Source organism: Pseudomonas entomophila (assembly GCF_029193575.1).
Taxonomy (GTDB): domain Bacteria; phylum Pseudomonadota; class Gammaproteobacteria; order Pseudomonadales; family Pseudomonadaceae; genus Aquipseudomonas; species Aquipseudomonas entomophila_G.
On sequence record NZ_JARGCS010000010.1, the window covers coordinates 43,720 to 66,748 of the forward strand.

The following is a 23,029-nucleotide window of genomic DNA, read 5'->3' on the forward strand; positions in this document are numbered from 1 at the left end:
TCACTTCTTCGCCGGGGCGGCCTTGCCGGCGTTCGGGTCGAGTTCCTTGGTCATGTCGTCGAGCAGCTTGTTGACCACCGGCACTGCTGGCTCCAGGTTCTGCTGGGTCAGTTGGGCCGACTGCTGGGTGACGCGCGGCATTTCACGCAGGACTTTCTTGCCCAGCGGGGTCTCGTAGAACTTGACCAGGTCGGTCAGTTCGGCCTCGGTGAAGGTCTTGGTGTACAGGTCGACCATCTGCGGCTTGAGCTTCTTCCAACCAATGGCGTTGTCCAGCGCAGCATTGGCCTTGGCGGTGTAGCTGTCGAGCACGGTCTTCTTGGCGGCTGGCGCCTGGGTCTGCTCGAAGCGCTGGGCAAACATCTGCTGGACCTGCATGTACACCGGGGTGCCCAGCTTGTCGGCATTGACCAGGGTCAGGAATTTCTCGGCGGCGGCGTTGTGGCTGGCAGTGGCAGCGAGCACCTGACCGCTGGAGCAGACCAGGGCGACGGCGACGCAGAGGGCACGGAGACGGGTCATTGCATTTCCTTCAAGAGAGATGGAGGCGAGTACCTCAGAGTAGAGCATTCTGCGCTGCCTGGGGCGCGCCGCTCAAGTGGCAAGACGAGCGTGGAACCGCTCTTTCGATTCAGGGCCTAAACTGCGATTTCGGACTGACAAAGGAGTGAACGCAGCATGAGCCGTATCGAGACAGACAGCCTGGGCCCGGTCGAAGTTCCAGAGGACGCGTACTGGGGCGCGCAGACCCAGCGTTCGCTGATCAACTTCGCCATTGGCAAGGAGCGCATGCCCCTGGCTGTGCTGCACGCCCTGGCGCTGGTCAAGAAAGCCGCTGCGCGGGTCAACGACCGCAACGGCGACCTGCCGGCCGACATCGCCCGGCTGATCGAGCAGGCCGCCGACGAAGTGCTCGACGGCGGGCACGACGACCAGTTCCCACTGGTGGTCTGGCAGACCGGCAGCGGCACCCAGAGCAACATGAACGTCAACGAGGTGATCGCCGGGCGCGCCAACGAGCTGGCCGGCAAGGGCCGGGGCGGCAAGGTGCCGGTGCACCCCAACGACCACGTCAACCGCTCGCAGAGTTCCAACGACTGCTTCCCCACCGCGATGCACATCGCCGCTGCCCAGGCGGTTCATGACCAGTTGCTGCCAGCGATCGCCGAGCTGTCGGCGGGCCTGGCCGAGCTGTCGGCGCGCCACACGCACCTGGTCAAGACCGGCCGCACGCACATGATGGACGCCACGCCGATCACCTTCGGCCAGGAGGTCTCGGCCTTCGTCGCCCAGCTCGACTACGCCCAGCGCGCCATCCGCGCGACCCTGCCGGCGGTGTGCGAGCTGGCCCAGGGCGGCACCGCCGTCGGTACGGGGCTCAACGCCCCGCATGGCTTTGCCGAAGCCATCGCCGCCGAACTGGCGGCGCTGTCCGGGCTGCCGTTCGTCACCGCGCCGAACAAGTTCGCCGCCCTCGCCGGCCACGAGCCGCTGACCAGCCTGGCTGGCGCGTTGAAGACCCTGGCCGTGGCCTTGATGAAGATCGCCAACGACCTGCGCCTGCTCGGCTCCGGCCCGCGCGCGGGGCTGGCGGAAGTGCGCCTGCCAGCCAATGAGCCAGGCAGCTCGATCATGCCCGGCAAGGTCAACCCGACCCAGTGCGAGGCGCTGTCGATGCTGGCCTGCCAGGTGCTGGGCAACGACGCGGCGATCGGCTTTGCCGCCAGCCAGGGGCACCTGCAATTGAATGTGTTCAAGCCGGTGATCATCCACAACCTGTTGCAGTCGATCGCGTTGCTGGCCGATGGCTGTCGCAACTTCCAGCAGCATTGCGTGGCGGGGATCGAGCCGGATGCCGAGCAGATGGCGGCGCATCTGGAGCGTGGATTGATGCTGGTGACGGCGCTGAACCCGCACATCGGCTACGACAAGGCGGCGGAAATCGCCAAGAAAGCCTATGGCGAGGGCAAGACCCTGCGCGAGGCGGCGCTGGAACTGAAGTACCTGACCAACGAGCAGTTCGACCAGTGGGTGCGGCCAGAGAACATGCTGGCGCCGGGCGCCAAGGGCTGATCGGGCCTCGGTGGCGGCGCTACAGCGCCCGCGCCATGCGCGCCCGCCACCCCGCCACCAGCGAAGGCCCCAACGCCACCAACGCCGACCCCAGCACCACGGTCACCGCCCCGGCATAGCCCAGCGCGTTGATCTGTTCGGCGTGCACGTACTCAGGCCATGCCCACGCCGACACCGCCACGGCGATGAACGTCACCAGCGGTGTCAGCGCCAGGGTCGCGCTGACCCGTGATGCCTCCCAGTGCGCCAGCGCTTCGGCGAACGCGCCATAGGCCACCAGGGTATTGAGACAACACGCCAGCAGCAGCCAGCCCTGCACCGGGCTCAACTGCAACGCCTCCAGCGGATGCACCCAGGGCGTCAACAACGCCGCGCAGCACAGGTAGATCACCATCATCACCTGCTGCGAATGCCACACCGTCAGCAGTTGCTTCTGGCTCAGGGCATAGAACACCCAGATGCTGGTGGCCAGGATGATGGTCAGCACGCCGGTGGTGTAGGTGCCCAGCGAGGTCAGCAACTCTTCAAGGCGCTGGTTGAAGAACAGCCCGAAACCGGCCAGCAGCACCAACAGGCCCAGCCCCTGCCCCAGGCTGAAGCGCTCCTTGAACACGAACACACTGGCCACCAGCAGCAGCACCGGGCCGAGTTGCACCACCAGTTGCGCGGTGCCGGGGCTGAGCAGTTTCAGGCCGACCAAGTACAACACATAGTTGCCCAACAGCCCGGCCACGGCCACCGCCACCAGGCCGTAGCCCTTGCGCCCGAGCCCATCGAAGCGGGGCAGGCGCCGGTTGGCCGCGAGCCAGGCGAACAACAGGCCGCCGGACACCAGCAGGCGGTACCAGGTGACGGTCACCGGGTCCATGACCTGCAGCACCTGCTTGAGCTTGATCGGCAGGATGCCCCAGAGCAGCGCGGTCAGCAGCGCCAGGAACAGGCCATAGACCCAGCGACCGGAAGAAATGTGCATAGCGTCCTCGATTCGAGCCCGTGGTGGGGGGTAGAGGGATTCTAAGGGCCCGGGAGGCGCGGCTGGGGGATGGATGCGGGAAAAGATTTCATCAGGTCATTCTTGTGCGGCATGGGTAAGGAGGCGGGTTGCCTGTGCCGGGCCCATCGCGGGGCAAGCCCCCACACAGGTACAGCGCTGTTCTCAGAAACGGCGCTGCACCTGTACATGGGGCTACTTCTTGTCCTTGGCGAACGCCGCCTCCAGCGCCTCGTTGATCGTGCGCAGCACTTTCACCCGCGCCCAGCGCTTGTCATTGGCCTCCACCAGCGTCCACGGCGCGATCTCGGTGCTGGTGCGGTCGACCATGTCGCCCACTGCCTCGGCGTAGGCGTCCCACTTGTCGCGGTTGCGCCAGTCTTCCTCGGTGATCTTGTAGCGTTTGAAGGGGATCTGCTCCCGCTCCTCGAAGCGCTCGAGCTGCGTCTGCTGGTCGATCGACAACCAGAACTTGACCACCACCACCCCGGCGTTGCTGATCTGCTCCTCGAAGTCGTTGATCTCGCCATAGGCGCGCATCCAGTCGGCCGGGCTGCAGAACCCCTCGACGCGCTCCACCAGCACCCGACCGTACCAGGAGCGGTCGAAGATGGTGAATTTGCCGCGCGCCGGGATATGCCGCCAGAAACGCCACAGGTAGGGCTGCGCACGCTCCTCTTCAGTGGGCGCGGCGATCGGCACGATGCGGTACTGGCGCGGGTCCAGGGCCGCGGCGACGCGGCGGATCGCCCCGCCCTTGCCCGCCGCGTCGTTGCCCTCGAACACCGCCACCAGCGCATGCTGGCGCATGTGCTTGTGGCGCAGCAGGCCGGCCAGGCGCGCCTGCTCGCTGACCAATTGCTTCTGGTAGTCGTGTTTGTCCAGGCGCCGGGTCATGTCCAGCGCCCCCAGCAGGCTCTTCTGGTCGATGCTGCGCCCGAGCGGCGCGACGTTGCCCTTGTGCTTGTCCTTCGGGTCGACGGCCAGCGCGGCCTGCAGGCTTTCCAGGAGGATGCGGCCCACCGCCAGGCTGCGGTAGTGCGGGTCGACGCCCTCGATCACATGCCACGGCGCATAGTCGCGGCTGGTCCGGCGCAGCACCCGCTCGCCGAAGCGCACGAAGCGGTCGTAGGTTTGCGACTGCTGCCAGTCCAGCGGGCTGATGCGCCAGCTGTGCTGGGGGTCGTCCTTGAGTGCCTTGAGCCGTGCCTTCATCTGTTTCTTGGACAGGTGGAACCAGAATTTGATGACCAGCGCGCCTTCGTCGCAGAGCATCTGCTCGAGACGCTCGGCGCCCGCGATGGCCTGGTCGAGCACGGCGTCCTTGAACTGGCCATGCACCCGGCCCTGGATCATCTGGCTGTACCAATTGCCGAAGAACACCCCCATGCGCCCTTTTGGCGGCAGTGCCCGCCAGTAGCGCCAGGCCGGTGGCCGGGCCAGTTCCTCGTCGGTCTGCTGGTCGAAGGTGCGCACTTCGATCAGGCGCGGGTCCATCCATTCGTTGAGCAGCTTGACCGTCTCGCCCTTGCCTGCGCCCTCGACCCCGTTGATCAGCACGATCACCGGGAAGCGCGACTGCTGCTTGAGTTCATACTGGGCCTCGAGCAGTGCCTCGCGCAGGGCGGGCACTTCGGCTTCATAGGTGTCCTTGTCGATGCTGTGACCGATTTCCGCAGATTCGAACATAGGGGTTCCTTCGTTTGGTCAGATCCAAGCCGCAAGCTGCAAGAATAGGCAGGCCATGCCACTATTCGCTCTTTCTTATAGCGCGAAGCTCGCCACTTGTAACTTTATGCCAGACATTCCCCACGCCCAGATCGACTGGGACGACCAGGGCCGCCCCCACTCGCGCCAATACGACGACGTCTACTTCTCGAAAAACGAGGGCGTGGAAGAAACGCTGCACGTGTTCATCGAGCAGAATCACCTCGACCAGCGCTTCAGCGAACTGGCCCCGCACACTTGCCTGGTGATCGGCGAAACCGGCTTCGGCACCGGCATGAATTTCTTCTGCGCCTGGCAACGCTTCGCCGAACGCGCCCACCCCGACGCCCGCCTGCACTTCGTCAGCGTCGAGAAATACCCCCTCAGCCACCCAGACCTGACCCGCGCCACCGCGCTCTGGCCAGACTTCGCGCCTTACACCCGCCAGTTGCTGGCGCAGTACGTGGCGGTGCACCCGGGCTTCCAGCAGTTCAGCTTCGAAGACGGTCGGGTGACCCTGACCCTGTTGATCGGCGACGTGCTGGAGCAACTGCCACACCTCGACGCCCCCATCGATGCCTGGTTCCTCGACGGCTTCGCCCCGGCGAAGAACCCCGACATGTGGACGCCGGAACTGTTCACCCAGCTGGCACGGCTGTCGCGCCCCGGCACCACGCTGGCCACCTTCACCACCACCGGTTGGGTGCGCCGCGCGCTGGTCGCCGCAGGCTTCGTCATGAAAAAAGTGCCGGGTATCGGCAAGAAGTGGGAGGTCATGGGCGGCGCGTTCAGCGGCTGGCCCGCCGACCAGCCGGCCCCGCCCCGCCCGGCCCCCTGGTACGCCCGCCCTCGCCCGCTCGACGGCCCTCGCGAGGCCCTGGTGATCGGCGCCGGGCTCGCTGGCAGCGCCACTGCCGCCAGCCTCGCCGCGCGGGGGTGGCAGGTCAGCGTGCTGGAGCGCCATGATGCCCCGGCCCGGGAGGCCTCGGGCAACCCGCAGGGGGTGCTGTACCTCAAGCTGTCGGCCCATGGCACCGCGCTGTCGCAGATGATCCTCGCCGGTTTCGGCTACACCCGCCGCTGGCTCGAACGCCTGCAACGCGGCCACGACTGGGATGGCTGCGGCGTGCTGCAGTTGGCCTTCGACACCCAGGAGGCCGAGCGCCAGGCCAAGCTCGCCGGCGCCTTCGACAACAGCCTGCTACGCCCGCTGGACCAGGCTCAAGCCGAGGCCATCGCCGGCATCGGCCTGCCCAGCGGCGGCCTGTTCTATCCCGAAGGCGGCTGGGTGCACCCGCCCGCGTTGTGCCAGGCGCAACTGCGCCACCCGCGCATCCGCGTGCTCACCCATCACGAGGTGATCGACCTGCGCCGCGTCGACGGCGCATGGCAGGCCTGGGACGGCGAGCGCCTGCTGGCCAGCGCGCCGCTGGTGGTGCTGGCCGGCGCCGCCGAGGTGCGCCGTTTCCCGGCGTGCGCCGGGCTGCCGCTCAAGCGCATCCGCGGGCAGGTCACCCGGCTGCCGGCCAACCCGGCCAGCGCCGCGCTGGCCACCGTGGTCTGCGCCGAAGGCTACGTGGCGCCACCGCGCGACGGCGAACACACCCTCGGCGCCAGCTTCGACTTCCACAACCAGGACCTCGCCCCCACGGCCGCCGAGCATGCCGGCAACCTGGCATTGCTCGACGAGATTTCCCCCGACCTGGCCCAGCGCCTCGCCAGCGACGCACTGGACCCTTCGCAACTGCAAGGCCGCGCGGCGTTTCGCTGCACCAGCCCGGACTACCTGCCGATCGTTGGCCCGCTGGCCGACCCGCAGGCCTTCGCCGCCGCCTATGCGGTGCTGGGCAAGGACGCGCGCCAGGTGCCGGAAATTGAGTGTCCCTGGCTCGAGGGCCTGTACGTCAACAGCGGCCACGGCTCGCGCGGGCTGATCACCGCGCCGTTGTGTGGCGAGCTGGTCGCCGCCTGGGCCAGCGGCGAACCGCTGCCGCTGCCCCGGGCGGTGGCCGAGGCCTGCCACCCCAACCGGTTCGCGCTGCGGGCGTTGATTCGCGGCAAGCGCTAGCTTGCCAAGGCGTGGCGCAGCGCAAGGGCCGCCAAGCGGCCCCAACGCCCAACGCTTATAACCGATCGATCTAAAACTCTCACTCTTCCCCTGGGTCAGTTTCCTTATGTGCCCCACCCTGGGGCGCACTTTCCCCAACGGCAAAACCGGTAAGGACCTATGTGCGGATTAGCAGGAGAGTTACGTTTCACCCCCCTCGACCAAGCCCCTCGCCCGGCGGACCTCGCCGCGGTGGAGCGCATCACCCACCACCTGGCGCCCCGTGGCCCCGATGCCTGGGGCTTCCATAGCCAGGGTCCGATCGCCCTCGGCCACCGCCGCCTGAAGATCATGGATTTGTCCGACGGCTCGGCGCAGCCGATGGTCGACAACACCCTGGGGCTGTCGCTGGCCTTCAACGGCGCTGTCTACAACTTCCCCGAACTGCGCCAGGAACTGCAGGACCTGGGCTACAGCTTCTGGTCCGACGGCGACACCGAAGTGCTGCTCAAGGGCTACCACGCCTGGGGCGCGGCGCTGCTGCCCAAGCTCAACGGCATGTTCGCCCTGGCCATCTGGGAGCGCGACACCCAGCGCCTGTTCCTGGCCCGCGACCGCCTGGGCGTCAAGCCCCTGTACCTGTCGCGCAACGGCGAGCGGCTGCGCTTCGCCTCGACCCTGCCGGCACTGCTCAAGGGCGGCGACATCGACCCGATGATCGACCCGGTGGCGCTCAACCATTACCTCAACTTCCACGCCGTGGTGCCCGCCCCGCGCACCCTGCTGGCCAACGTGCAGAAACTGGAGCCCGGCACCTGGATGCGCATCGACCGCCACGGCGCAGTCGAGCGCCAGACCTGGTGGCAACTGCACTACGGGCCCAACCCCGAGGAGCAGGATCTCGACCTGGAAGGCTGGACCACCCGGGTGCTCGACGCCACCCGCGACGCCGTGGCGATCCGCCAACGCGCGGCGGTGGACGTCGGCGTGCTGCTGTCCGGCGGCGTCGACTCGAGCCTGCTGGTCGGCCTGCTGCGCGAAGCCGGGGTGGACGATCTGTCGACCTTCTCCATCGGCTTCGAAGACGCTGGTGGCGAACGCGGCGACGAGTTCCAGTATTCCGACCTGATAGCCCGCCACTACGGCACGCGCCACCACCAGTTGCGCATCGCTGAAGGCGAGATCATCGAGCAGTTGCCGGCCGCGTTCCGCGCCATGAGCGAGCCGATGGTCAGCCACGACTGCATCGCCTTCTACCTGCTCTCGCGCGAGGTGGCCAAGCACTGCAAGGGCGTGCAGAGCGGCCAGGGTGCCGATGAGCTGTTCGCCGGCTACCACTGGTACCCGCAAGTCGATGGCGCCGAGGATGCGTTCAGCGCCTACCGTGCGGCGTTCTTCGACCGCAGCCACGCCGAGTACCGCGACACGGTGCAGGCCCCCTGGTTGCTGGAAACCGACGCGGCCGGCGAGTTCGTCCGCGAACACTTCGCCCGTCCCGGCGCGCCGGAGGCGGTGGACAAGGCCCTGCGCCTGGACAGCACGGTCATGCTGGTCGACGACCCGGTCAAGCGCGTCGACAACATGACCATGGCCTGGGGCCTGGAGGCGCGCACGCCGTTCCTCGACTACCGCCTGGTCGAGCTGTCGGCGCGCATCCCGGCGCGCTTCAAGCTGCCCGACGGCGGCAAGCAGGTGCTCAAGCAGGCCGCGCGGCGGGTCATCCCCCATGAGGTGATCGACCGCAAGAAAGGCTACTTCCCGGTCCCAGGCCTCAAGCACCTGGAGGGCGCCACGCTGGACTGGGTGCGCGAGTTGCTCACCGACCCCAGCCAGGACCGCGGCCTGTTCAACCCGGCGATGCTCGACCGCCTGCTGAGCAACCCCCACGGCCAGCTGACCCCGTTGCGCGGCTCCAAGCTGTGGCAACTAGCAGCCCTGAACCTGTGGCTCAGCGAACAAGGAATCTGACCGATGAAAGCCCATCCCGCCTACGGTCAGCGCCTGTTGCGCGGCCAGGCGCCGTCCTACGAGCGCCTGCAGGCGCGCCTGGCCGGTGACGGCAGCGAGCCCCACGATCAGCCGCGTGCGCTGCACTGCGGCTGGGGCCGCCTGCTGATCGGCCACACCTACCCAGACCCGGCGACGCTGGCCGAAGCCTTGCTCGACGAGCAGCCCGGCGAACGCGACATCGCCCTGTACGTGGCGGCGCCCCAGCAGTTGCTGGCGCAGGCGCCGCAGCAACTGTTCCTCGACCCCTCCGACACCCTGCGCCTGTGGTTCACCGACTACCGCCCGGCGCAGCGGGTGTTCCGCGGCTTTCGCATTCGTCGCGCACAGGCCGAGGGCGACTGGCAGGCGATCAACGCGCTGTACCAGGCGCGCGGCATGCTGCCGGTCGACACCGAACGGCTCACCCCCCGCCACCAGGGCGGCCCCGTGTACTGGCTGGCCGAGGACGAAGACACCGGCGCGGTGATCGGCAGCGTCATGGGCCTGAACCACCACAAGGCCTTCGATGACCCCGAGCACGGCAGCAGCCTGTGGTGCCTGGCGGTGGACCCGCACTGCAGCCGCCCCGGCGTCGGCGAGGTGCTGGTGCGCCATCTGGTCGAGCACTTCATGAGCCGAGGCCTGGCCTACCTGGACCTGTCGGTGCTGCACGACAACCGCCAGGCCAAGCGCCTGTATGAAAAGCTCGGTTTCCGCAACCTGCCGACCTTCGCGGTCAAGCGCAGGAACGGTATCAACCAGGCGCTGTTTCTCGGCCCTGGCCCGGAGGCCGGGCTCAACCCCTATGCCCGGATCATCGTCGACGAGGCCCTGCGCCGGGGCATCGAGGTTCAGGTCGACGACGCCGGCGCCGGGCTGTTCACCCTGAGCCTGGGTGGACGCCGGGTGCGCTGTCGCGAGTCGCTGAGCGACCTGACCAGCGCCGTCACCATGACCCTGTGCCAGGACAAGCGCCTGACCCGCCAAGCCCTGCATGGCGCCGGCCTGCACGTGCCGGCCCAACAACTGGCCGGCAATGCCGATGAAAACCTGGCGTTTCTCGAAGAACACGGCGCGCTGGTGGTCAAGCCGGTGGACGGTGAACAGGGCCAGGGCGTGGCGGTGAACCTGCGCACGCTGGACGAACTCACCCACGCCATCGAGCAGGCCCGACGCTTCGACAGCCGCGTGCTGCTGGAGAGCTTCCACCCGGGCCTGGACCTGCGCATCGTGGTGATCGGCTACGAGGTGGTGGCCGCCGCGATTCGCCACCCGGCCCAGGTGATCGGCGACGGCCGTCACAGCATAAAGGCGCTGATCGAGGCGCAGAGCCGCCGTCGCCAGGCCGCCACGGGCGGTGAAAGCCGCATCCCGCTGGACGAAGAAACCGAGCGGACCTTGCGCGATGCCGGGCTTGGCTACGGCGACATCCTGCCCGCCGGCCAACGCCTGGCGGTGCGGCGCACGGCCAACCTGCACACCGGCGGCACCCTGGAGGACGTCACCGAGCGCCTGCACCCGGTGCTGGTCGATGCCGCCGTGCGCGCGGCACGGGCGCTGGAGATCCCGGTGGTGGGGCTGGACCTGATGGTGCGCGACGCCGAACAGCCCGAGTACGTGTTCATCGAGGCCAACGAGCGCGCGGGCCTGGCCAACCATGAACCGCAACCAACCGCCGAACGTTTCGTCGACCTGCTGTTTCCGCAGAGTCGGCCATTGGCCTAGCGGTGAGTTCACCGGCCCTATCGCGGGGCAAGCCCGCGATAGGGCCGGAATTGCCCAACAACCCCAGGAGTGCCCATGCCCGAACGACACCCCGAACCCGACCTCGACTACCTGAAGAAAGTCCTGCTGGAAATGCTCGCCATCCCCAGCCCCACCGGCTTCACCGACACCATCGTGCGCTACGTCGCCGAGCGCCTGGACGAGCTGGGCATCCCCTACGAGCTGACCCGCCGCGGCACCATCCGTGCCACCCTCAAGGGCCGCCAGAGTTCCCCCGACCGCGCTGTCTCCGCGCACCTGGACACCATCGGCGCCAGCGTGCGCCAACTGCAGGACAACGGTCGCCTGGCCTTGGCGCCCGTCGGCTGCTGGTCCAGCCGCTTCGCCGAAGGCAGCCGGGTCAGCGTGTTCACCGACACCGGCATACTGCGTGGCAGCGTGCTGCCGCTGATGGCCAGCGGGCACGCCTTCAATACCGCCATCGACCAGATGCCGATCAGTTGGGAGCACGTGGAGGTGCGCCTGGATGCCTATTGCGCCACCCGCGCCGACTGCGAGGCGTTGGGCATCGCCATCGGCGACTTCGTGGCCTTCGACCCGCTGCCGGAGTTCACCGACAGCGGCCATATCAGCGCCCGTCACCTCGACGACAAGGCCGGTGTCGCCGCGCTGCTGGCGGCGCTCAAGGCCGTGGTGGAAAGCGGCCGCCAGCCGCTGATCGATTGCCACCCGCTGTTCACCATCACCGAGGAAACCGGCTCGGGCGCCGCCGCCGCGCTGCCCTGGGACGTCAGCGAGTTCGTCGGCATCGACATCGCGCCCGTGGCGCCGGGCCAGGCCTCCAGCGAGCATGCGGTGAGCGTGGCCATGCAGGATTCGTCGGGGCCCTACGACTACCACCTGTCGCGCCACCTATTGAAGCTGGCCACCGAGCAAGACCTGCCGGTGCGCCGCGACCTGTTCCGCTACTATTTCAGCGACGCGCACTCGGCGGTGACCGCCGGGCACGACATCCGCACCGCGCTGGTGGCCTTCGGTTGCGACGCCACCCACGGCTACGAACGCACCCACATCGACAGCCTCGCGGCCCTGAGCCGACTGCTGTCGGGCTACCTGCTCAGCCCCCCGGTGTTCGCCAGCGACTCGCAGCCGGCCAATGCCTCCCTGGAGCGTTTCAGCCACCAGTTGGAGCACGACGCGCAGATGGAAAGCGACACCCGGGTGCCAGCGGTGGACAGCCTGCTGGGCAACAAGAGCTGACATTGCCCCGTGATGAGGCCCTGACAGGCACAGGGCTCGGCGCAGCAAGGCCTTTCGCGTAGCATGGGCGGGTCAATCACCAGCCGACCACGCCCATGCTGATCCCCTACGAGCAACTGCAAGCCGACACCCTGACCCGCCTGATCGAGGACTTCGTCACCCGCGACGGCACCGACAACGGCGACGACACCCCCCTGGAAACCCGCGTGCTGCGCGTGCGCCAGGCACTGGCGCGGGGCCAGGCGTTCATCCTGTTCGACCTGGAAAGCCAGCAATGCCAACTGCTGGCCCGCCACGAGGTGCCGCCCGAGTTGCTCGACTGAGCTCAGGCCGGCTGCTTGCCTTGCGCCTGGGCCTTGATGCGCTGATGGATCTCGGCGCGGTTCACCACCACCCGGCGCGGCGCGCTGATACCGAAACGCACCGTGCCGCCCTCCACCGCTATGACCTTGATGCGGATGTTCTCACCGATGGTGATGACCTCGCCCACTTCACGTCCGATTACCAGCATGTTCCGCCCCTGCTCTCGACCAATGGAAGACCGGAGCGTCCTACGGGATTTTCAGCGGTTCAACGCTTGCGCCACGAAATAGACGCAACCTACGGGAGGCGGTAATTAAGCCTACAGACAAGTCTTTCAATCAGCCTTGTTGGAGCCGTGGGCCAAACACGATGATGCTCGCGCCCAGCACGCACAGCAGCGCACCGAGCCAGTCGCTGCCCAGGGGGCGGGCACGCTCCACCAGAGCCAACCAGAGCAGCGAGGAAACGATGTAGATACCGCCATAGGCGGCGTAGGCACGCCCGGCGTAGGCCGCCTCGACGCGGGTGAGGATCAGGCCGAACAGGGTCAAGCTGAGCAGCGCCGGCACTATCCACCAGGCGCTCTTGCCCAGGCGCAGCCAGAGGTAGAAGGCATAGCAGCCAGCGATTTCGAAGAGTGCCGCGAGGAAGAACCAGAAATAGTTGATCACGCCGATGGCCTATGTGAGGGCAAAGGCGTGAGGATACCTGTTTTCAGGGCTGGCCTCATCGCCGGGCAAGCCCTGCCCCCCACTATCCGTTACGCGCCTTGGCCCTCATCTTCACCGCCATGCCGGCCATCTCGTCGTACAGCGCCTGCGGCGCCTTGCACTTGAGCGCCCAGGCCTCGCGCCCGGCCTCGTGCGGCAGGATCAGGAACTCGCCCGCCGCCACCTGCGCGTGAATGTACTCGGCAATGTCCGCGGCATTGATCGGCGAGCTTTCCAGCAACTTGCCGACCTGGGCCTTCATCGCCGGGGTCGGGCCGCGGAACGAGTCGAGCAGGTTGGTCTGGAAGAACGACGGGCACACCACGTGCACCGCCACCTCCAACTGGCGCAACTCCACCAGCAGGCTCTCCGACAACGCCAGCACACCGGCCTTGGCGACGTTGTAGTTGCTCATGCCCGGGCCCTGCATCAGCGCCGCCATCGAGGCGATGTTGATGATGCGCCCCTTGCTGCGCTCGAGCAGCGGCAGGAAGGCCTTGCAGCCCTTGACCACGCCCATCAGGTTGATCGCGATCTGCCAGTCCCAGTCTTCCAGCGACAGCTCGGCGAAGAACCCGCCCGAGGCCACCCCGGCATTGTTGACGACCACGTCGATGCCGCCGAACTTCTCCTCGCAGGCCTGGGCCAGGGCGGTGAGCTGGCTGTAGTCGCGCACATCGCAGCGCTGCACGAAACCGTCGCCGCCTGCCGCGCGCACCTGCTCCAGGGTGTCGCGCAGGCCCTCTTCGTTGACGTCGGCCAGTGCCAGGTGCCAACCCTCGCGGGCCCAGCGCAGGGCGATTTCGCGGCCGAGGCCGGAACCGGCCCCGGTGATCATCATTCGGTTGTGCATGAAGGCAAGCCTTGTACGGTCGGGATGCTGGCAGTCTAGCCAAGGGGCGGTCGGCGCTGGTGCGCTATCAGGATGCTGAATGCAGGGGCATGCGTTGCCGGGCCAAGCCCTGCGATGGCCTCACCCGCGAACGGAATCTTTGCCCCACCCCGCAGGTCGCACATAGTAAGCGGCCGGCATTTCGAGGCCCTTGACCCCCAACCACGCAAGGACTCCGCCCATGACCACGATCCTCATCATCATCCTGATCCTGCTGCTGATCGGTGGCTTACCGGTCTTCCCTCACTCCCGCAGTTGGGGCTACGGCCCGTCCGGCATCGTCGGCGTGGTGCTGGTGGTTCTGCTCATCCTGTTGTTGCTCGGCCATATATGACGCGCGCGGTTTGACGGCTTAGGCCAGAAACGACAACGCCCCGCATAGGCGGGGCGTTGTCGTTCAAGCGCTACCTGGCATCAGTGGGAAACCGCCCCGCTGGCACCGAGGCCGGTCTGCGAACGCACGAACTGCGGGAAGAACAGCGCGCGCTCGTCTTCAGCGGCCTTGGACTTGTCGGTGACCGAGAAGAACCAGATGCCCACGAAGGCGATGAGCATGGAGAACAGCGCCGGGTACTCGTACGGGTAGATGGCTTTCTCGTGACCGAGGATCTGCACCCAGATGGTCGGGCCGAGCACCATCAGGCCCACGGCACTGACCAGGCCCAGCCAGCCGCCGATCATCGCGCCACGGGTGGTCAGCTTCTTCCAGTACATCGAGAGCAGCAGCACCGGGAAGTTGCAGCTGGCGGCGATGGAGAACGCCAGGCCGACCATGAAGGCGATGTTCTGCTTCTCGAACAGGATGCCCAGGCCGATCGCCAGTACACCCAGGGCGACGGTGGTGATCTTCGACACGCGGATTTCGTCCTTGTCGTTGGCCTTGCCCTTGCGCCAGACGCTGGCGTACAGGTCATGGGACACCGCCGAGGCACCGGCCAGGGTCAGGCCGGCGACCACCGCCAGGATGGTGGCGAAGGCCACCGCCGAGATGAAGCCGAGGAAGATGCTGCCACCCACGGCATCGGCCAGGTGCACCGCCGCCATGTTGTTGCCGCCCAGCAGGGCGCCAGCGGCGTCCTTGAAGGCTGGGTTGGTGCTGACCAGCAGGATCGCGCCGAAGCCGATGATGAAGGTCAGGATGTAGAAGTAGCCGATGAAGCCGGTGGCGTACAGCACGCTCTTGCGCGCTTCCTTGGCGTCGCTGACGGTGAAGAAGCGCATCAGGATGTGCGGCAGGCCCGCAGTGCCGAACATCAGCGCCAGGCCCAGGGAGAACGCCGAGATCGGGTCCTTGACCAGGCCACCAGGGCTCATGATCGCCTCGCCCTTGGCGTGCACCTTGATCGCCTCGGAGAACAGCGTGTTGAAGTCGAAGCCGACGTGCTTCATCACCATCAGCGCCATGAAGCTGGCACCGGACAGCAGCAACACGGCCTTGATGATCTGTACCCAGGTGGTGGCGAGCATGCCGCCGAACAGCACGTAGGCGCACATCAGGATGCCCACCAGGATCACCGCAACGTGGTAGTCCAGGCCGAACAGCAGCTCGATCAGCTTGCCCGCGCCAACCATCTGCGCGATCAGGTAGAAGGCCACCACCACCAGCGAGCCAGAGGCCGACAGGGTGCGGATTTCCTTCTGCCCGAGGCGGTACGAGGCCACGTCGGCGAAGGTGTACTTGCCCAGGTTGCGCAGGCGCTCGGCGATCAGGAAGAGGATGATCGGCCAGCCGACGAGGAAGCCGATCGAGTAGATCAGGCCGTCGTAGCCAGAGGTGAACACCAGTGCGGAAATACCCAGGAAGGACGCCGCCGACATGTAGTCGCCAGCGATCGCCAGGCCGTTCTGGAAGCCGGTGATGCGGCCGCCGGCGGCGTAGTAGTCGGAGGCCGACTTGTTGCGCTTGGAGGCCCAGTAGGTGATGCCGAGGGTGAAGCAGACGAACGCCAGGAACATGACGATCGCCGAGACGTTCAACGGTTGTTTCTGCACCGCGCCGCTGATCGCGTCAGCGGCCCACACGGCGGGTGCAAAGGCGCCGCCGGCCAGTACGGCCAAGGTTTTGGCATGACGGATCATTGCTGGGCCTCCTTCAGGATCGCCTTGTTCAGCTCATCGAACTCGCCATTGGCACGGCGCACGTAGATGGCGGTGAGGATGAACGCCGAGACGATCAGGCCGACGCCCAGGGGAATGCCCCAGGTGATCGACGAGCCGACGCTGAGCTTGGCGCCGAGAATCTGCGGGCCGTAGGCGATGAGAAGGATGAAAGCGCAGTAGAGGCCGAGCATGATCGCCGAGAGGATCCAGGCGAAGCGTTCGCGCTTGCTGACCAACTCCTTGAAGCGCGGACTTTCTTGTATCGAGCGGTAGATGCTGTCGTTCATTGTTTTTGTCCTAGCAGCAACACAGTAAGGGGAGAACCCGCCCTAACTTTATGCTGCCGGTGGACGCCAACCAGACGACCTTAGTCTTAGATGAAACACTGTTTTACCGGATCCCTTGGGCGTCGCCTGAGCCGACGCAATCGCGGGGCAAGCCCGCTCCTACGAGGACCGCGCCGTTCAAAAGGGCTGCGGTGTACCTGTGGGAGCGGGCTTGCCCCGCGATGGAAACGCTCTGGCCGGGGAGTTACTTGCCGGTCCACTCCTTCACCCGGTCCGGATGCTTGGCCACCCAGTCCTTGGCCGCCGCCTCAGGCTTGGCCCCTTCCTGGATCGCCAGCATCACTTCGCCGATCTCGTCCTTCGACTGCCAGCTGAACTTCTTCAGGAACTCGACCACTTCCGGTGCCTTGGTCGCCAGTTCCTTGCTGCCGATGCTGTTGACGGTTTCCGCGGCGCCGTACACGCCTTTGGGGTCTTCAAGGAACTTGAGCTTCCACTTGGCGAACATCCAGTGCGGCACCCAGCCGGTCACCGCGATGGATTGCTGCTTGTCGTAAGAACGGCCGAGTTCGGCGGTCATCGCAGCACCCGAGCTGGCCTGCAGTTTGTACCCGGTGAGGTCGTAGTCCTTGATGGCCTGGTCGGTCTTGAGCATCACCCCGGAGCCGGCATCGATACCGACGATCTTTTTCTTGAAGCTTTCGTCGGTCTTGAGGTCGGCGATGCTATTGGCCTTGACGTATTCGGGGACGATCAGGCCGATCTTGGCGTCCTTGAAGTTGGGGCCGTAGTCGACCACGTTGTCCTTGTTCTTGGCCCAGTACTCGCCATGGGTGACCGGCAGCCAGGCCGAGAGCATGGCGTCGAGTTTGCCGGTGGCCACGCCCTGCCACATGATGCCGGTGGCCACGGCTTGCAACTTCACGTCGTAGCCGAGTTTCTGCTTGATCACTTCGGCGGCCACGTTGGTGGTCGCGACGCTGTCGGCCCAACCATCCACGTAACCGATGCTTACCTCTTTGGCCATTGCCTGTGCAGCGCTCATGGCCAATACAAGGGCAGTGCCCACCCCCAGGAAACGTCGCATGTTCATCAAAGCATCCCCTCGTCAGGTCTTGGAGATCGCATCATCAACCTGCAACAAAGGGCGACCTGCTCCGTCAGCGACCTCCAACGAACGATAAGCGACAGCACTGTGCCATTAGCGCCATCGCCCACCCACGCCCTGCGCGATCCTTGCATGCCAAAGCGTTGACGTCAGGCTACTATCTGAGGCCCCGGGGCCGCCGCGCAGCCCCCATGCCCCGACGATGGACCGCCCGATGCCCAGCGACACCCGCACACCGCTCTACTTCATCGCCTGCCTACTCGCCCTGCTCGGCCTCGGCGCGCTCTGGTACGGGCTCGGCAAGCCGGTGCACCTGCCCGATGCGGCCAGCCCGACGCACAAGTTGCAGTGCGCCTCCTACACCCCGTTCGACAAGGACCAGTCGCCGTTCGACCAGCCCTTTCGCCTGCGTCCGGCACGCATGGACGCCGACCTCGCATTGCTGGCTGAACGATTCCAGTGCATCCGCACCTACTCGATGACCGGCCTCGAGGCGATCCCGGCGCTGGCGCGCAAGCATGGTCTGAAAGTGATGCTTGGCGCCTGGGTCAACGCCAACCCGGTGGACACCGACAAGGAAGTCGACGCGCTGATCGCCTCGGCCAATGCCAACTCCGATGTGGTCAGCGCGGTGATCGTCGGCAACGAGGCGTTGCTGCGCAAGGAAGTCACCGGCGAACGCCTGGTAGAGCTGATTACCCGGGTGAAACGCCAGGTCTCGGTGCCCGTGACCTATGCCGATGTCTGGGAGTTCTGGCTGCAGCACCCGCAGGTGGCGCCTGCGGTGGATTTCCTGACCATCCACCTGCTGCCCTACTGGGAAGACGACCCGCGCGGCATCGACGACGCCCTGGCCCACGTGGCCGAGGTGCGCCAGGTGTTCGGCAACCGCTTCGCCCCCAAGGACGTGATGATCGGTGAAACCGGCTGGCCCAGCGAGGGCCGCCAGCGCGAAACCGCCGAGCCGAGCCGGGTCAACGAGGCGCGCTTCATTCGTGGCTTCGTCGCCCTCGCCGAGGCCAATGGCTGGCGCTACAACCTGATCGAGGCCTTCGACCAACCGTGGAAGCGCGCCAGCGAAGGCGCGGTGGGCGGTTACTGGGGGCTGTACGACGCCGACCGGCAGGACAAGGGGGTGCTCGAAGGCCCGGTGAGCAACCTGCCGCTATGGCCGCAGTGGTTGCTGGCCAGCGGGCTGCTGGCGCTGGCCACCCTGGCCCTGGCCGGGCGCCCGACGCATGCGCGGGCGGCGCTTGCGCTGCCGCTGCTCGCAGCGCTCGGCGCCGGCAGCCTTGGCCTGTGGGGCGAGTTGATGCGCACCAACGCACGCTTTGCCGGTGAGTGGCTGTGGGCGGTGTTGCTGGCAGCCCTGAACCTGCTGGTGCTGGCCCATGCCGCGCTGGCCGTGGCGCGCCGCGAGGGTTGGCGCGAACGCCTGTTCGCCTGGCTCGAGGCCCGTGTGGGGTGGCTGCTGCTGGCGGCGGGGTTCGCCACCGCGGTGAGCATGCTGTCGATGGTCTTCGACCCGCGCTACCGCAGCTTCCCCAGCGCGGCGCTGCTGTTGCCGGCGCTGGTGTACCTGTTGCGGCCGGTGAAAGCGCCACGGGCCGAGGTGGCGTTGTTGGCGTTCATCATCGGCGCGGGCATCGCGCCGCAGCTGTACCAGGAAGGGCTGTACAACCACCAGGCCTGGGCCTGGGCGATGGTCAGCGGGTTGATGGTCGCGGCGTTGTGGCGCAGCCTGCGCAAGGTTTGAGGGCCCTGCGGGGCAAGGCCCGCGCCTACAGAGACCCCGCCGATTGCGAAATCAGCGGTGAACCTGTGGGGGCGGGCTTGCCCTGCGATTGGGCTGCGCCGCAGCCCTGTCAGCCACCCCGCCGCACCAGCCGCAGCCCCGCCAACACCAGCGCGAACACCGCGATGCTCGCCGTATACAACACCAACGCCGGCACCCCGAACAGCAACCCCAGCACTGCCAACCACCACCCGGCACGCCCCGGCACCACCTGGCACAGCACGGCCACCGCCAACGCCGCCCAGGCGATCACCTGGAAGTGGATGCCCAACCCAAGCAGCGAACGCACCTGGCACTGCCAGTGCGCCTCCGCTCCCGCGCACAGCCCCACCCACTGCCCGTCCTCCATCAGCCCGTAGCGCACCCCATAACTGGCCGCCAGCCACAAGGGCAGCAATACCAGCAAGGCAAGCAGGGGTAACGAACGGGGCATAGGCGACTCCAGCAAAGATGTAACCAGGGGCCGGCATCATCGCCTGGACTGCCCGCCAAGGCAAAATCATTGGCCTGGTCTATGTTCGATTGAATGGCCATTGCCGTGCCACTCACCTTCGCGGCAACATCCAGTGCGACAAAGGACAGCGCACCTGGCAACTTTGCCCCGGCCGCCATGGTCCTAGCTCCACTATTGCCTTGCCGTTCTTCTGGGGGATCTCATGCTTCGACCGTTGCGCCTCGCCGCCTTGCTCGGTGGCCTGCTGCTGGCTGCGACCGCCTCGGCGCGGGACATCGACGCCGCCACCTATGGCTACCCCTTGACCAACCCGTTCGAGGCGACCATCGCCACCACCCCGCCAGCGCAGCGCCCCACCCTGCCCAGCGACGAAGACATCAACCAGGCCGACTACAGCCTGACCCTGCGCCCGGAACGCGAATTCACCCTGCCCGACAATTTCTGGCCCGTGAAGAAGCTCAAGTACCGCCTGGCCCGCCAGGACCGCGAGGCACCGCTGATCTTCATCATCGCCGGCACCGGCGCGCCGTACTCGAGCAACATCGCCGAGTACCTGAAGAAGCTGTTCTACCAGGCCGGCTACCATGTGGTGCAGTTGTCCTCGCCGACCAGTTGGGACTTCATGAGCGCTGCCTCGCGCTTCGCCACCCCCGGCGTGACCCGCGAGGACGCCGAAGACCTGTACCGGGTGATGCAAGCGGTGCGCGCCCAGCACCCGCGCCTGCCCGTCAGTGACTTCTACCTCACCGGCTACAGCCTCGGCGCCCTGGACGCGGCGTTCGTCAGCCACCTGGACGAAACCCGGCGCAGCTTCAACTTCAAGCGCGTGCTGCTGCTCAACCCGCCGGTGAACCTGTACACCTCGATCAACAACCTCGACAAGCTGGTGCAAACCCAGGTCAAGGGCATCGACCGCAGCACCACCTTCTACGAACTGATGCTGGAAAAACTCACCCGTTACTTCCAGGACAAGGGCTACATCGACCTCAACGACGCCCTGCTCTACGACTTCCAGAAGTCGCGCCAACACCTCTCCAACGAGCAGATGGCCATGCTCATCGGCACCTCGTTCCGCTTCTCGGCGGCCGACATCGCCTTCACCTCCGACCTGATCAACCGCCGCGGCCTGATCATCCCGCCAAAGTTCCCGATCACCGAGGGCAGCAGCCTCACGCCGTTCTTCAAGCGCGCGCTGCAATGCGACTTCGACTGCTACCTGACCGAGCAGGTGATCCCCATGTGGCGGGCGCGCACCGATGGCAACAGCCTGTTGCAGTTGATCGACCAGGTCAGCCTGTACGCGCTCAAGGACTACCTCGCCGACAGCCCGAAGATCGCCGTGATGCACAACGCCGACGACGTGATCCTCGGCCCCGGCGACATCGGCTTCCTGCGCAAGGTGTTCGGCGACCGGCTGACCCTGTACCCCCATGGCGGCCATTGCGGCAACCTCAACTACCGCGTCAACAGCGACGCCATGCTGGAGTTCTTCCGTGGTTGAAAAACTGATCCTCGCCCTGGCCCTGCTCGCCAGTGGCAGCGTACTGGCGGCGGAAGTCGCGCCGCGCACCAGCGTGATCGAGGCCGATGGGGTCGACACCCCGACGGTGGAGTCGGACGGTTTCCTCGACCCGCTGCGCGACCTGAAATTCAACCCTGGGCTGGACCAGCGCGAGTTCGAGCGCTCGACCCTGGCGGCGCTGAACATCTACGACCCGCTGGAGTCGCTGAACCGGCGCATCTACCACTTCAACTATCGCTTCGACCAATGGGTGTTCCTGCCGCTGGTCGATGGCTACCGCTATGTCACCCCGCGCTTCGTGCGCACCGGCGTGAGCAACTTCTTCAATAACCTCGGCGACGTGCCGAACCTGTTCAACAGCGTGCTGCAGCTCAAGGGCAAGCGCTCGGCGGAAATCACCGCGCGCCTGATGTTTAACACCCTCATCGGCGTGGGCGGCCTATGGGACCCGGCGACGGCGATGGGCCTGCCGCGCCAGAGCGAGGACTTCGGCCAGACCCTGGGCTTCTATGGCGTGCCGGAGGGGCCGTACATCATGCTGCCGGTGCTCGGGCCATCGAACCTGCGCGACACCACCGGGCTGGTGGTGGACTACGTGGGCGAGCGCGAGGCCAACCTGCTGAACGTGGCCGAGGCCAGCACGAGCCACCCGGAGCTCATCCTGCTGCGGGCGGTGGACCGGCGCTACACCACCAACTTCCGCTATGGGCAGACCAACTCGCCGTTCGAGTACGAGAAGGTGCGCTACGTGTATACCCAGTCACGCAAGTTGCAGATCTCCGAGTGAGCGCACAGGCTCACCGCAGGCCCTGGCACGGCGCCGTCCCTGTAGGCCCGGGCTCGCCCCGCGATAGGGCCGCCAGCCTCAGCCCGCCAACCCCAGGAACTGCTGCAACTCGCGCTTCTTGGCCAAGGCATCACGCCGCCCCAGCTCGATCAGCTCGCTGCAGTAGCTCGCCTCGAACAACAGGTAGCTGAGCACTCCCGCCCCACTGGTTTTGGTCGCTCCCGGCCCGCGTAGGAACAGACGCAACGCCGCCGGCAGCTCGCGCCGGTGCCGCGCGGCGATCTCATCCAGCGGCTGGCTGGGCGCCACCACCAGCACGTCGATCGGCGCCAGGCCCAGGCGCCGCGCGTCGAGGTGCGCGGGCATCAAGTGGCTGAGGTGGTTCAGGCGCTGCAACAGCTCGATGTCGTCCTCCAGGCTGTCGATGAAGGTGCTGTTGAGCATGTGCCCACCGATTTGCGCCAGGCTCGGCTGCTGGCCGCTGAAGACCCGTTGGGTCGGCAGCGGTGCCGCCGGGCGCTGCGGGTTGCCGCTGACCCCCACCACCAGCACACGGCTGGCGCCCAGGTGCAGGGCCGGGCTGATCGGCGCCGACTGACGGACCGCGCCATCGCCGAAGTATTCGTCGCCCAGGCGCACTGGGGCGAACAGCAGGGGGATGGCCGAGCTGGCCAGCAGGTGCTCGACGCTCAACGCCGTGGGCACGCCGATGCGCCGATGGCGCAGCCAGGGCTCGATGGTGCCGCGGCCCTGGTAGAAAGTCACCGCCTGGCCCGATTCATAACCAAAGGCAGTCACGGCGATCGCACGCAATTGCTCGCTGGCCAGGGCGTGGGCGATGCCGTCGAGGTCCAGATGCGCCTGCAGCAGGCCGCGCAGCGGGCGGCTGTCGAGCAGCGCCACCGGCACCTGGCCGCCCAGGCCCAGCAGGCTGTGGCTGACGAAGCGGCTGGCCTGGCGGATCACCCCTGGCCAGTCGCTGCGCAGCACCAGGTGGCTGCGAACGTTTTGCCAGAAGGCGGTGAGACGCTGCACCGACTCGCCGAAGCGGGTGGCACCGCTGGCCAAGGTCACGGCGTTGATGGCGCCGGCGGAGGTGCCGACGATGACAGGAAAGGGGTTTGCCGCACCCGGCGGCAGCAACTCGGCGATGCCGGCCAGCACACCGACCTGGTAGGCGGCGCGGGCGCCGCCGCCGGAGAGGATCAGGCCAGTGGTGGGAGGTGGGGCCATCGCGTCCTTCCTGGATTGATTGTTGTCAGGGCCGGCCCTATCGCGG

21 protein-coding genes are annotated in these 23,029 nt (G+C 66.8%); 10 read left to right on the top strand and 11 right to left on the bottom strand.

Annotation, left to right across the window (positions count from 1 at the left end):
* Nucleotides 1–522, bottom strand: coding sequence for a DUF2059 domain-containing protein (locus P0Y43_RS04050; RefSeq protein WP_275636019.1), 522 nt, complete (start codon nt 520–522; stop codon nt 1–3).
* A 156-nt stretch (nt 523–678) separates the two neighbouring features.
* On the opposite strand from P0Y43_RS04050, the gene P0Y43_RS04055 reads away from it, so the two are divergent.
* Nucleotides 679–2,073, top strand: coding sequence for a class II fumarate hydratase (locus tag P0Y43_RS04055; RefSeq protein ID WP_275636020.1), 1,395 nt, complete (start codon nt 679–681; stop codon nt 2,071–2,073).
* Nucleotides 2,074–2,092: 19 nt separating this feature from the next.
* Here the strand turns inward: P0Y43_RS04055 and P0Y43_RS04060 are convergent, their stop codons facing one another.
* Both P0Y43_RS04060 and pap read right to left on the bottom strand, forming a co-directional pair.
* A complete protein-coding gene (locus P0Y43_RS04060; protein ID WP_275636021.1) occupies nt 2,093–3,046 on the bottom strand; it encodes a DMT family transporter in 954 nt (317 codons plus the stop codon).
* A gap of 213 nt (nt 3,047–3,259) precedes the next feature.
* Entirely contained in the window at nt 3,260–4,753 is a 1,494-nt protein-coding gene (gene pap / locus P0Y43_RS04065; RefSeq protein ID WP_275636022.1) for a polyphosphate:AMP phosphotransferase, read from the bottom strand.
* A 106-nt stretch (nt 4,754–4,859) separates the two neighbouring features.
* Here pap and mnmC point away from each other — a divergent pair, with 106 nt between their 5' ends.
* From mnmC to P0Y43_RS04090, 5 genes are all read left to right on the top strand, one after another.
* A complete protein-coding gene (gene mnmC / locus P0Y43_RS04070) occupies nt 4,860–6,839 on the top strand; it encodes a bifunctional tRNA (5-methylaminomethyl-2-thiouridine)(34)-methyltransferase MnmD/FAD-dependent 5-carboxymethylaminomethyl-2-thiouridine(34) oxidoreductase MnmC (RefSeq protein ID WP_275636023.1) in 1,980 nt (659 codons plus the stop codon).
* 159 nt (nt 6,840–6,998) lie between these two features.
* Entirely contained in the window at nt 6,999–8,786 is a 1,788-nt protein-coding gene (locus tag P0Y43_RS04075; RefSeq protein ID WP_275636024.1) for an N-acetylglutaminylglutamine amidotransferase, read from the top strand.
* Nucleotides 8,787–8,789: 3 nt separating this feature from the next.
* A complete protein-coding gene (gene ngg, locus P0Y43_RS04080; protein WP_275636025.1) occupies nt 8,790–10,532 on the top strand; it encodes an N-acetylglutaminylglutamine synthetase in 1,743 nt (580 codons plus the stop codon).
* Between the two features lie 75 nt (nt 10,533–10,607).
* Complete coding sequence (locus P0Y43_RS04085) at nt 10,608–11,792, top strand: osmoprotectant NAGGN system M42 family peptidase (protein WP_275636026.1); 1,185 nt, start codon at nt 10,608–10,610, stop codon at nt 11,790–11,792.
* Between the two features lie 95 nt (nt 11,793–11,887).
* Nucleotides 11,888–12,115, top strand: coding sequence for a YheU family protein (locus P0Y43_RS04090; RefSeq protein WP_275636027.1), 228 nt, complete (start codon nt 11,888–11,890; stop codon nt 12,113–12,115).
* 2 nt (nt 12,116–12,117) lie between these two features.
* On the opposite strand, the gene P0Y43_RS04095 is transcribed toward P0Y43_RS04090, so the two are convergent.
* The 3 genes from P0Y43_RS04095 to P0Y43_RS04105 form a co-directional block, all read right to left on the bottom strand.
* On the bottom strand, nt 12,118–12,303 hold the full coding sequence (locus P0Y43_RS04095; protein WP_275636028.1) for a carbon storage regulator: 186 nt from the start codon (nt 12,301–12,303) through the stop codon (nt 12,118–12,120).
* 130 nt (nt 12,304–12,433) lie between these two features.
* Nucleotides 12,434–12,766, bottom strand: a complete 333-nt coding sequence (locus P0Y43_RS04100; RefSeq protein ID WP_275636029.1) for a YnfA family protein — start codon at nt 12,764–12,766, stop codon at nt 12,434–12,436.
* Between the two features lie 82 nt (nt 12,767–12,848).
* Nucleotides 12,849–13,658: an SDR family oxidoreductase gene (locus tag P0Y43_RS04105; protein WP_275636030.1), complete on the bottom strand. Its 810-nt coding sequence runs from the start codon at nt 13,656–13,658 to the stop codon at nt 12,849–12,851.
* 220 nt (nt 13,659–13,878) lie between these two features.
* On the opposite strand from P0Y43_RS04105, the gene P0Y43_RS04110 reads away from it, so the two are divergent.
* Entirely contained in the window at nt 13,879–14,031 is a 153-nt protein-coding gene (locus P0Y43_RS04110) for a DUF3309 family protein (RefSeq protein WP_275636031.1), read from the top strand.
* Between the two features lie 80 nt (nt 14,032–14,111).
* Here the strand turns inward: P0Y43_RS04110 and P0Y43_RS04115 are convergent, their stop codons facing one another.
* The 3 genes from P0Y43_RS04115 to P0Y43_RS04125 all read right to left on the bottom strand — a co-directional run bounded on the left by P0Y43_RS04115 (nt 14,112) and on the right by P0Y43_RS04125 (nt 17,177).
* The gene (locus tag P0Y43_RS04115; protein ID WP_275636032.1) at nt 14,112–15,776 is read right to left on the bottom strand and encodes a cation acetate symporter; all 1,665 of its coding nucleotides are present in this window, start codon (nt 15,774–15,776) and stop codon (nt 14,112–14,114) included.
* Nucleotides 15,773–16,084, bottom strand: coding sequence for a DUF485 domain-containing protein (locus tag P0Y43_RS04120; protein ID WP_275636033.1), 312 nt, complete (start codon nt 16,082–16,084; stop codon nt 15,773–15,775). The genes P0Y43_RS04115 and P0Y43_RS04120 overlap by 4 nt, the downstream gene beginning before the upstream one ends.
* 244 nt (nt 16,085–16,328) lie before the next feature.
* A complete protein-coding gene (locus P0Y43_RS04125; RefSeq protein WP_275636034.1) occupies nt 16,329–17,177 on the bottom strand; it encodes a glycine betaine ABC transporter substrate-binding protein in 849 nt (282 codons plus the stop codon).
* A 217-nt stretch (nt 17,178–17,394) separates the two neighbouring features.
* On the opposite strand from P0Y43_RS04125, the gene P0Y43_RS04130 reads away from it, so the two are divergent.
* The gene (locus tag P0Y43_RS04130) at nt 17,395–18,948 is read left to right on the top strand and encodes a beta (1-6) glucans synthase (RefSeq protein WP_275636035.1); all 1,554 of its coding nucleotides are present in this window, start codon (nt 17,395–17,397) and stop codon (nt 18,946–18,948) included.
* Between the two features lie 109 nt (nt 18,949–19,057).
* Here the strand turns inward: P0Y43_RS04130 and P0Y43_RS04135 are convergent, their stop codons facing one another.
* Nucleotides 19,058–19,420 carry a hypothetical protein gene (locus tag P0Y43_RS04135; protein ID WP_275636036.1) on the bottom strand — a complete coding sequence of 121 codons (363 nt, stop codon included), beginning with the start codon at nt 19,418–19,420 and terminating at the stop codon, nt 19,058–19,060.
* A gap of 223 nt (nt 19,421–19,643) precedes the next feature.
* Between P0Y43_RS04135 and P0Y43_RS04140 the strand changes: the two genes are divergently transcribed.
* Together P0Y43_RS04140 and P0Y43_RS04145 are read left to right on the top strand one after the other, a co-directional pair.
* Nucleotides 19,644–20,942, top strand: a complete 1,299-nt coding sequence (locus P0Y43_RS04140) for a serine/threonine protein kinase (protein ID WP_275636037.1) — start codon at nt 19,644–19,646, stop codon at nt 20,940–20,942.
* A gap of 73 nt (nt 20,943–21,015) precedes the next feature.
* A complete protein-coding gene (locus P0Y43_RS04145) occupies nt 21,016–21,750 on the top strand; it encodes an MlaA family lipoprotein (protein WP_430540221.1) in 735 nt (244 codons plus the stop codon).
* A gap of 78 nt (nt 21,751–21,828) precedes the next feature.
* Here the strand turns inward: P0Y43_RS04145 and P0Y43_RS04150 are convergent, their stop codons facing one another.
* The gene (locus tag P0Y43_RS04150) at nt 21,829–22,983 is read right to left on the bottom strand and encodes a patatin-like phospholipase family protein (RefSeq protein ID WP_275636039.1); all 1,155 of its coding nucleotides are present in this window, start codon (nt 22,981–22,983) and stop codon (nt 21,829–21,831) included.
* Between the last annotated feature and the right edge of the window lie 46 nt (nt 22,984–23,029).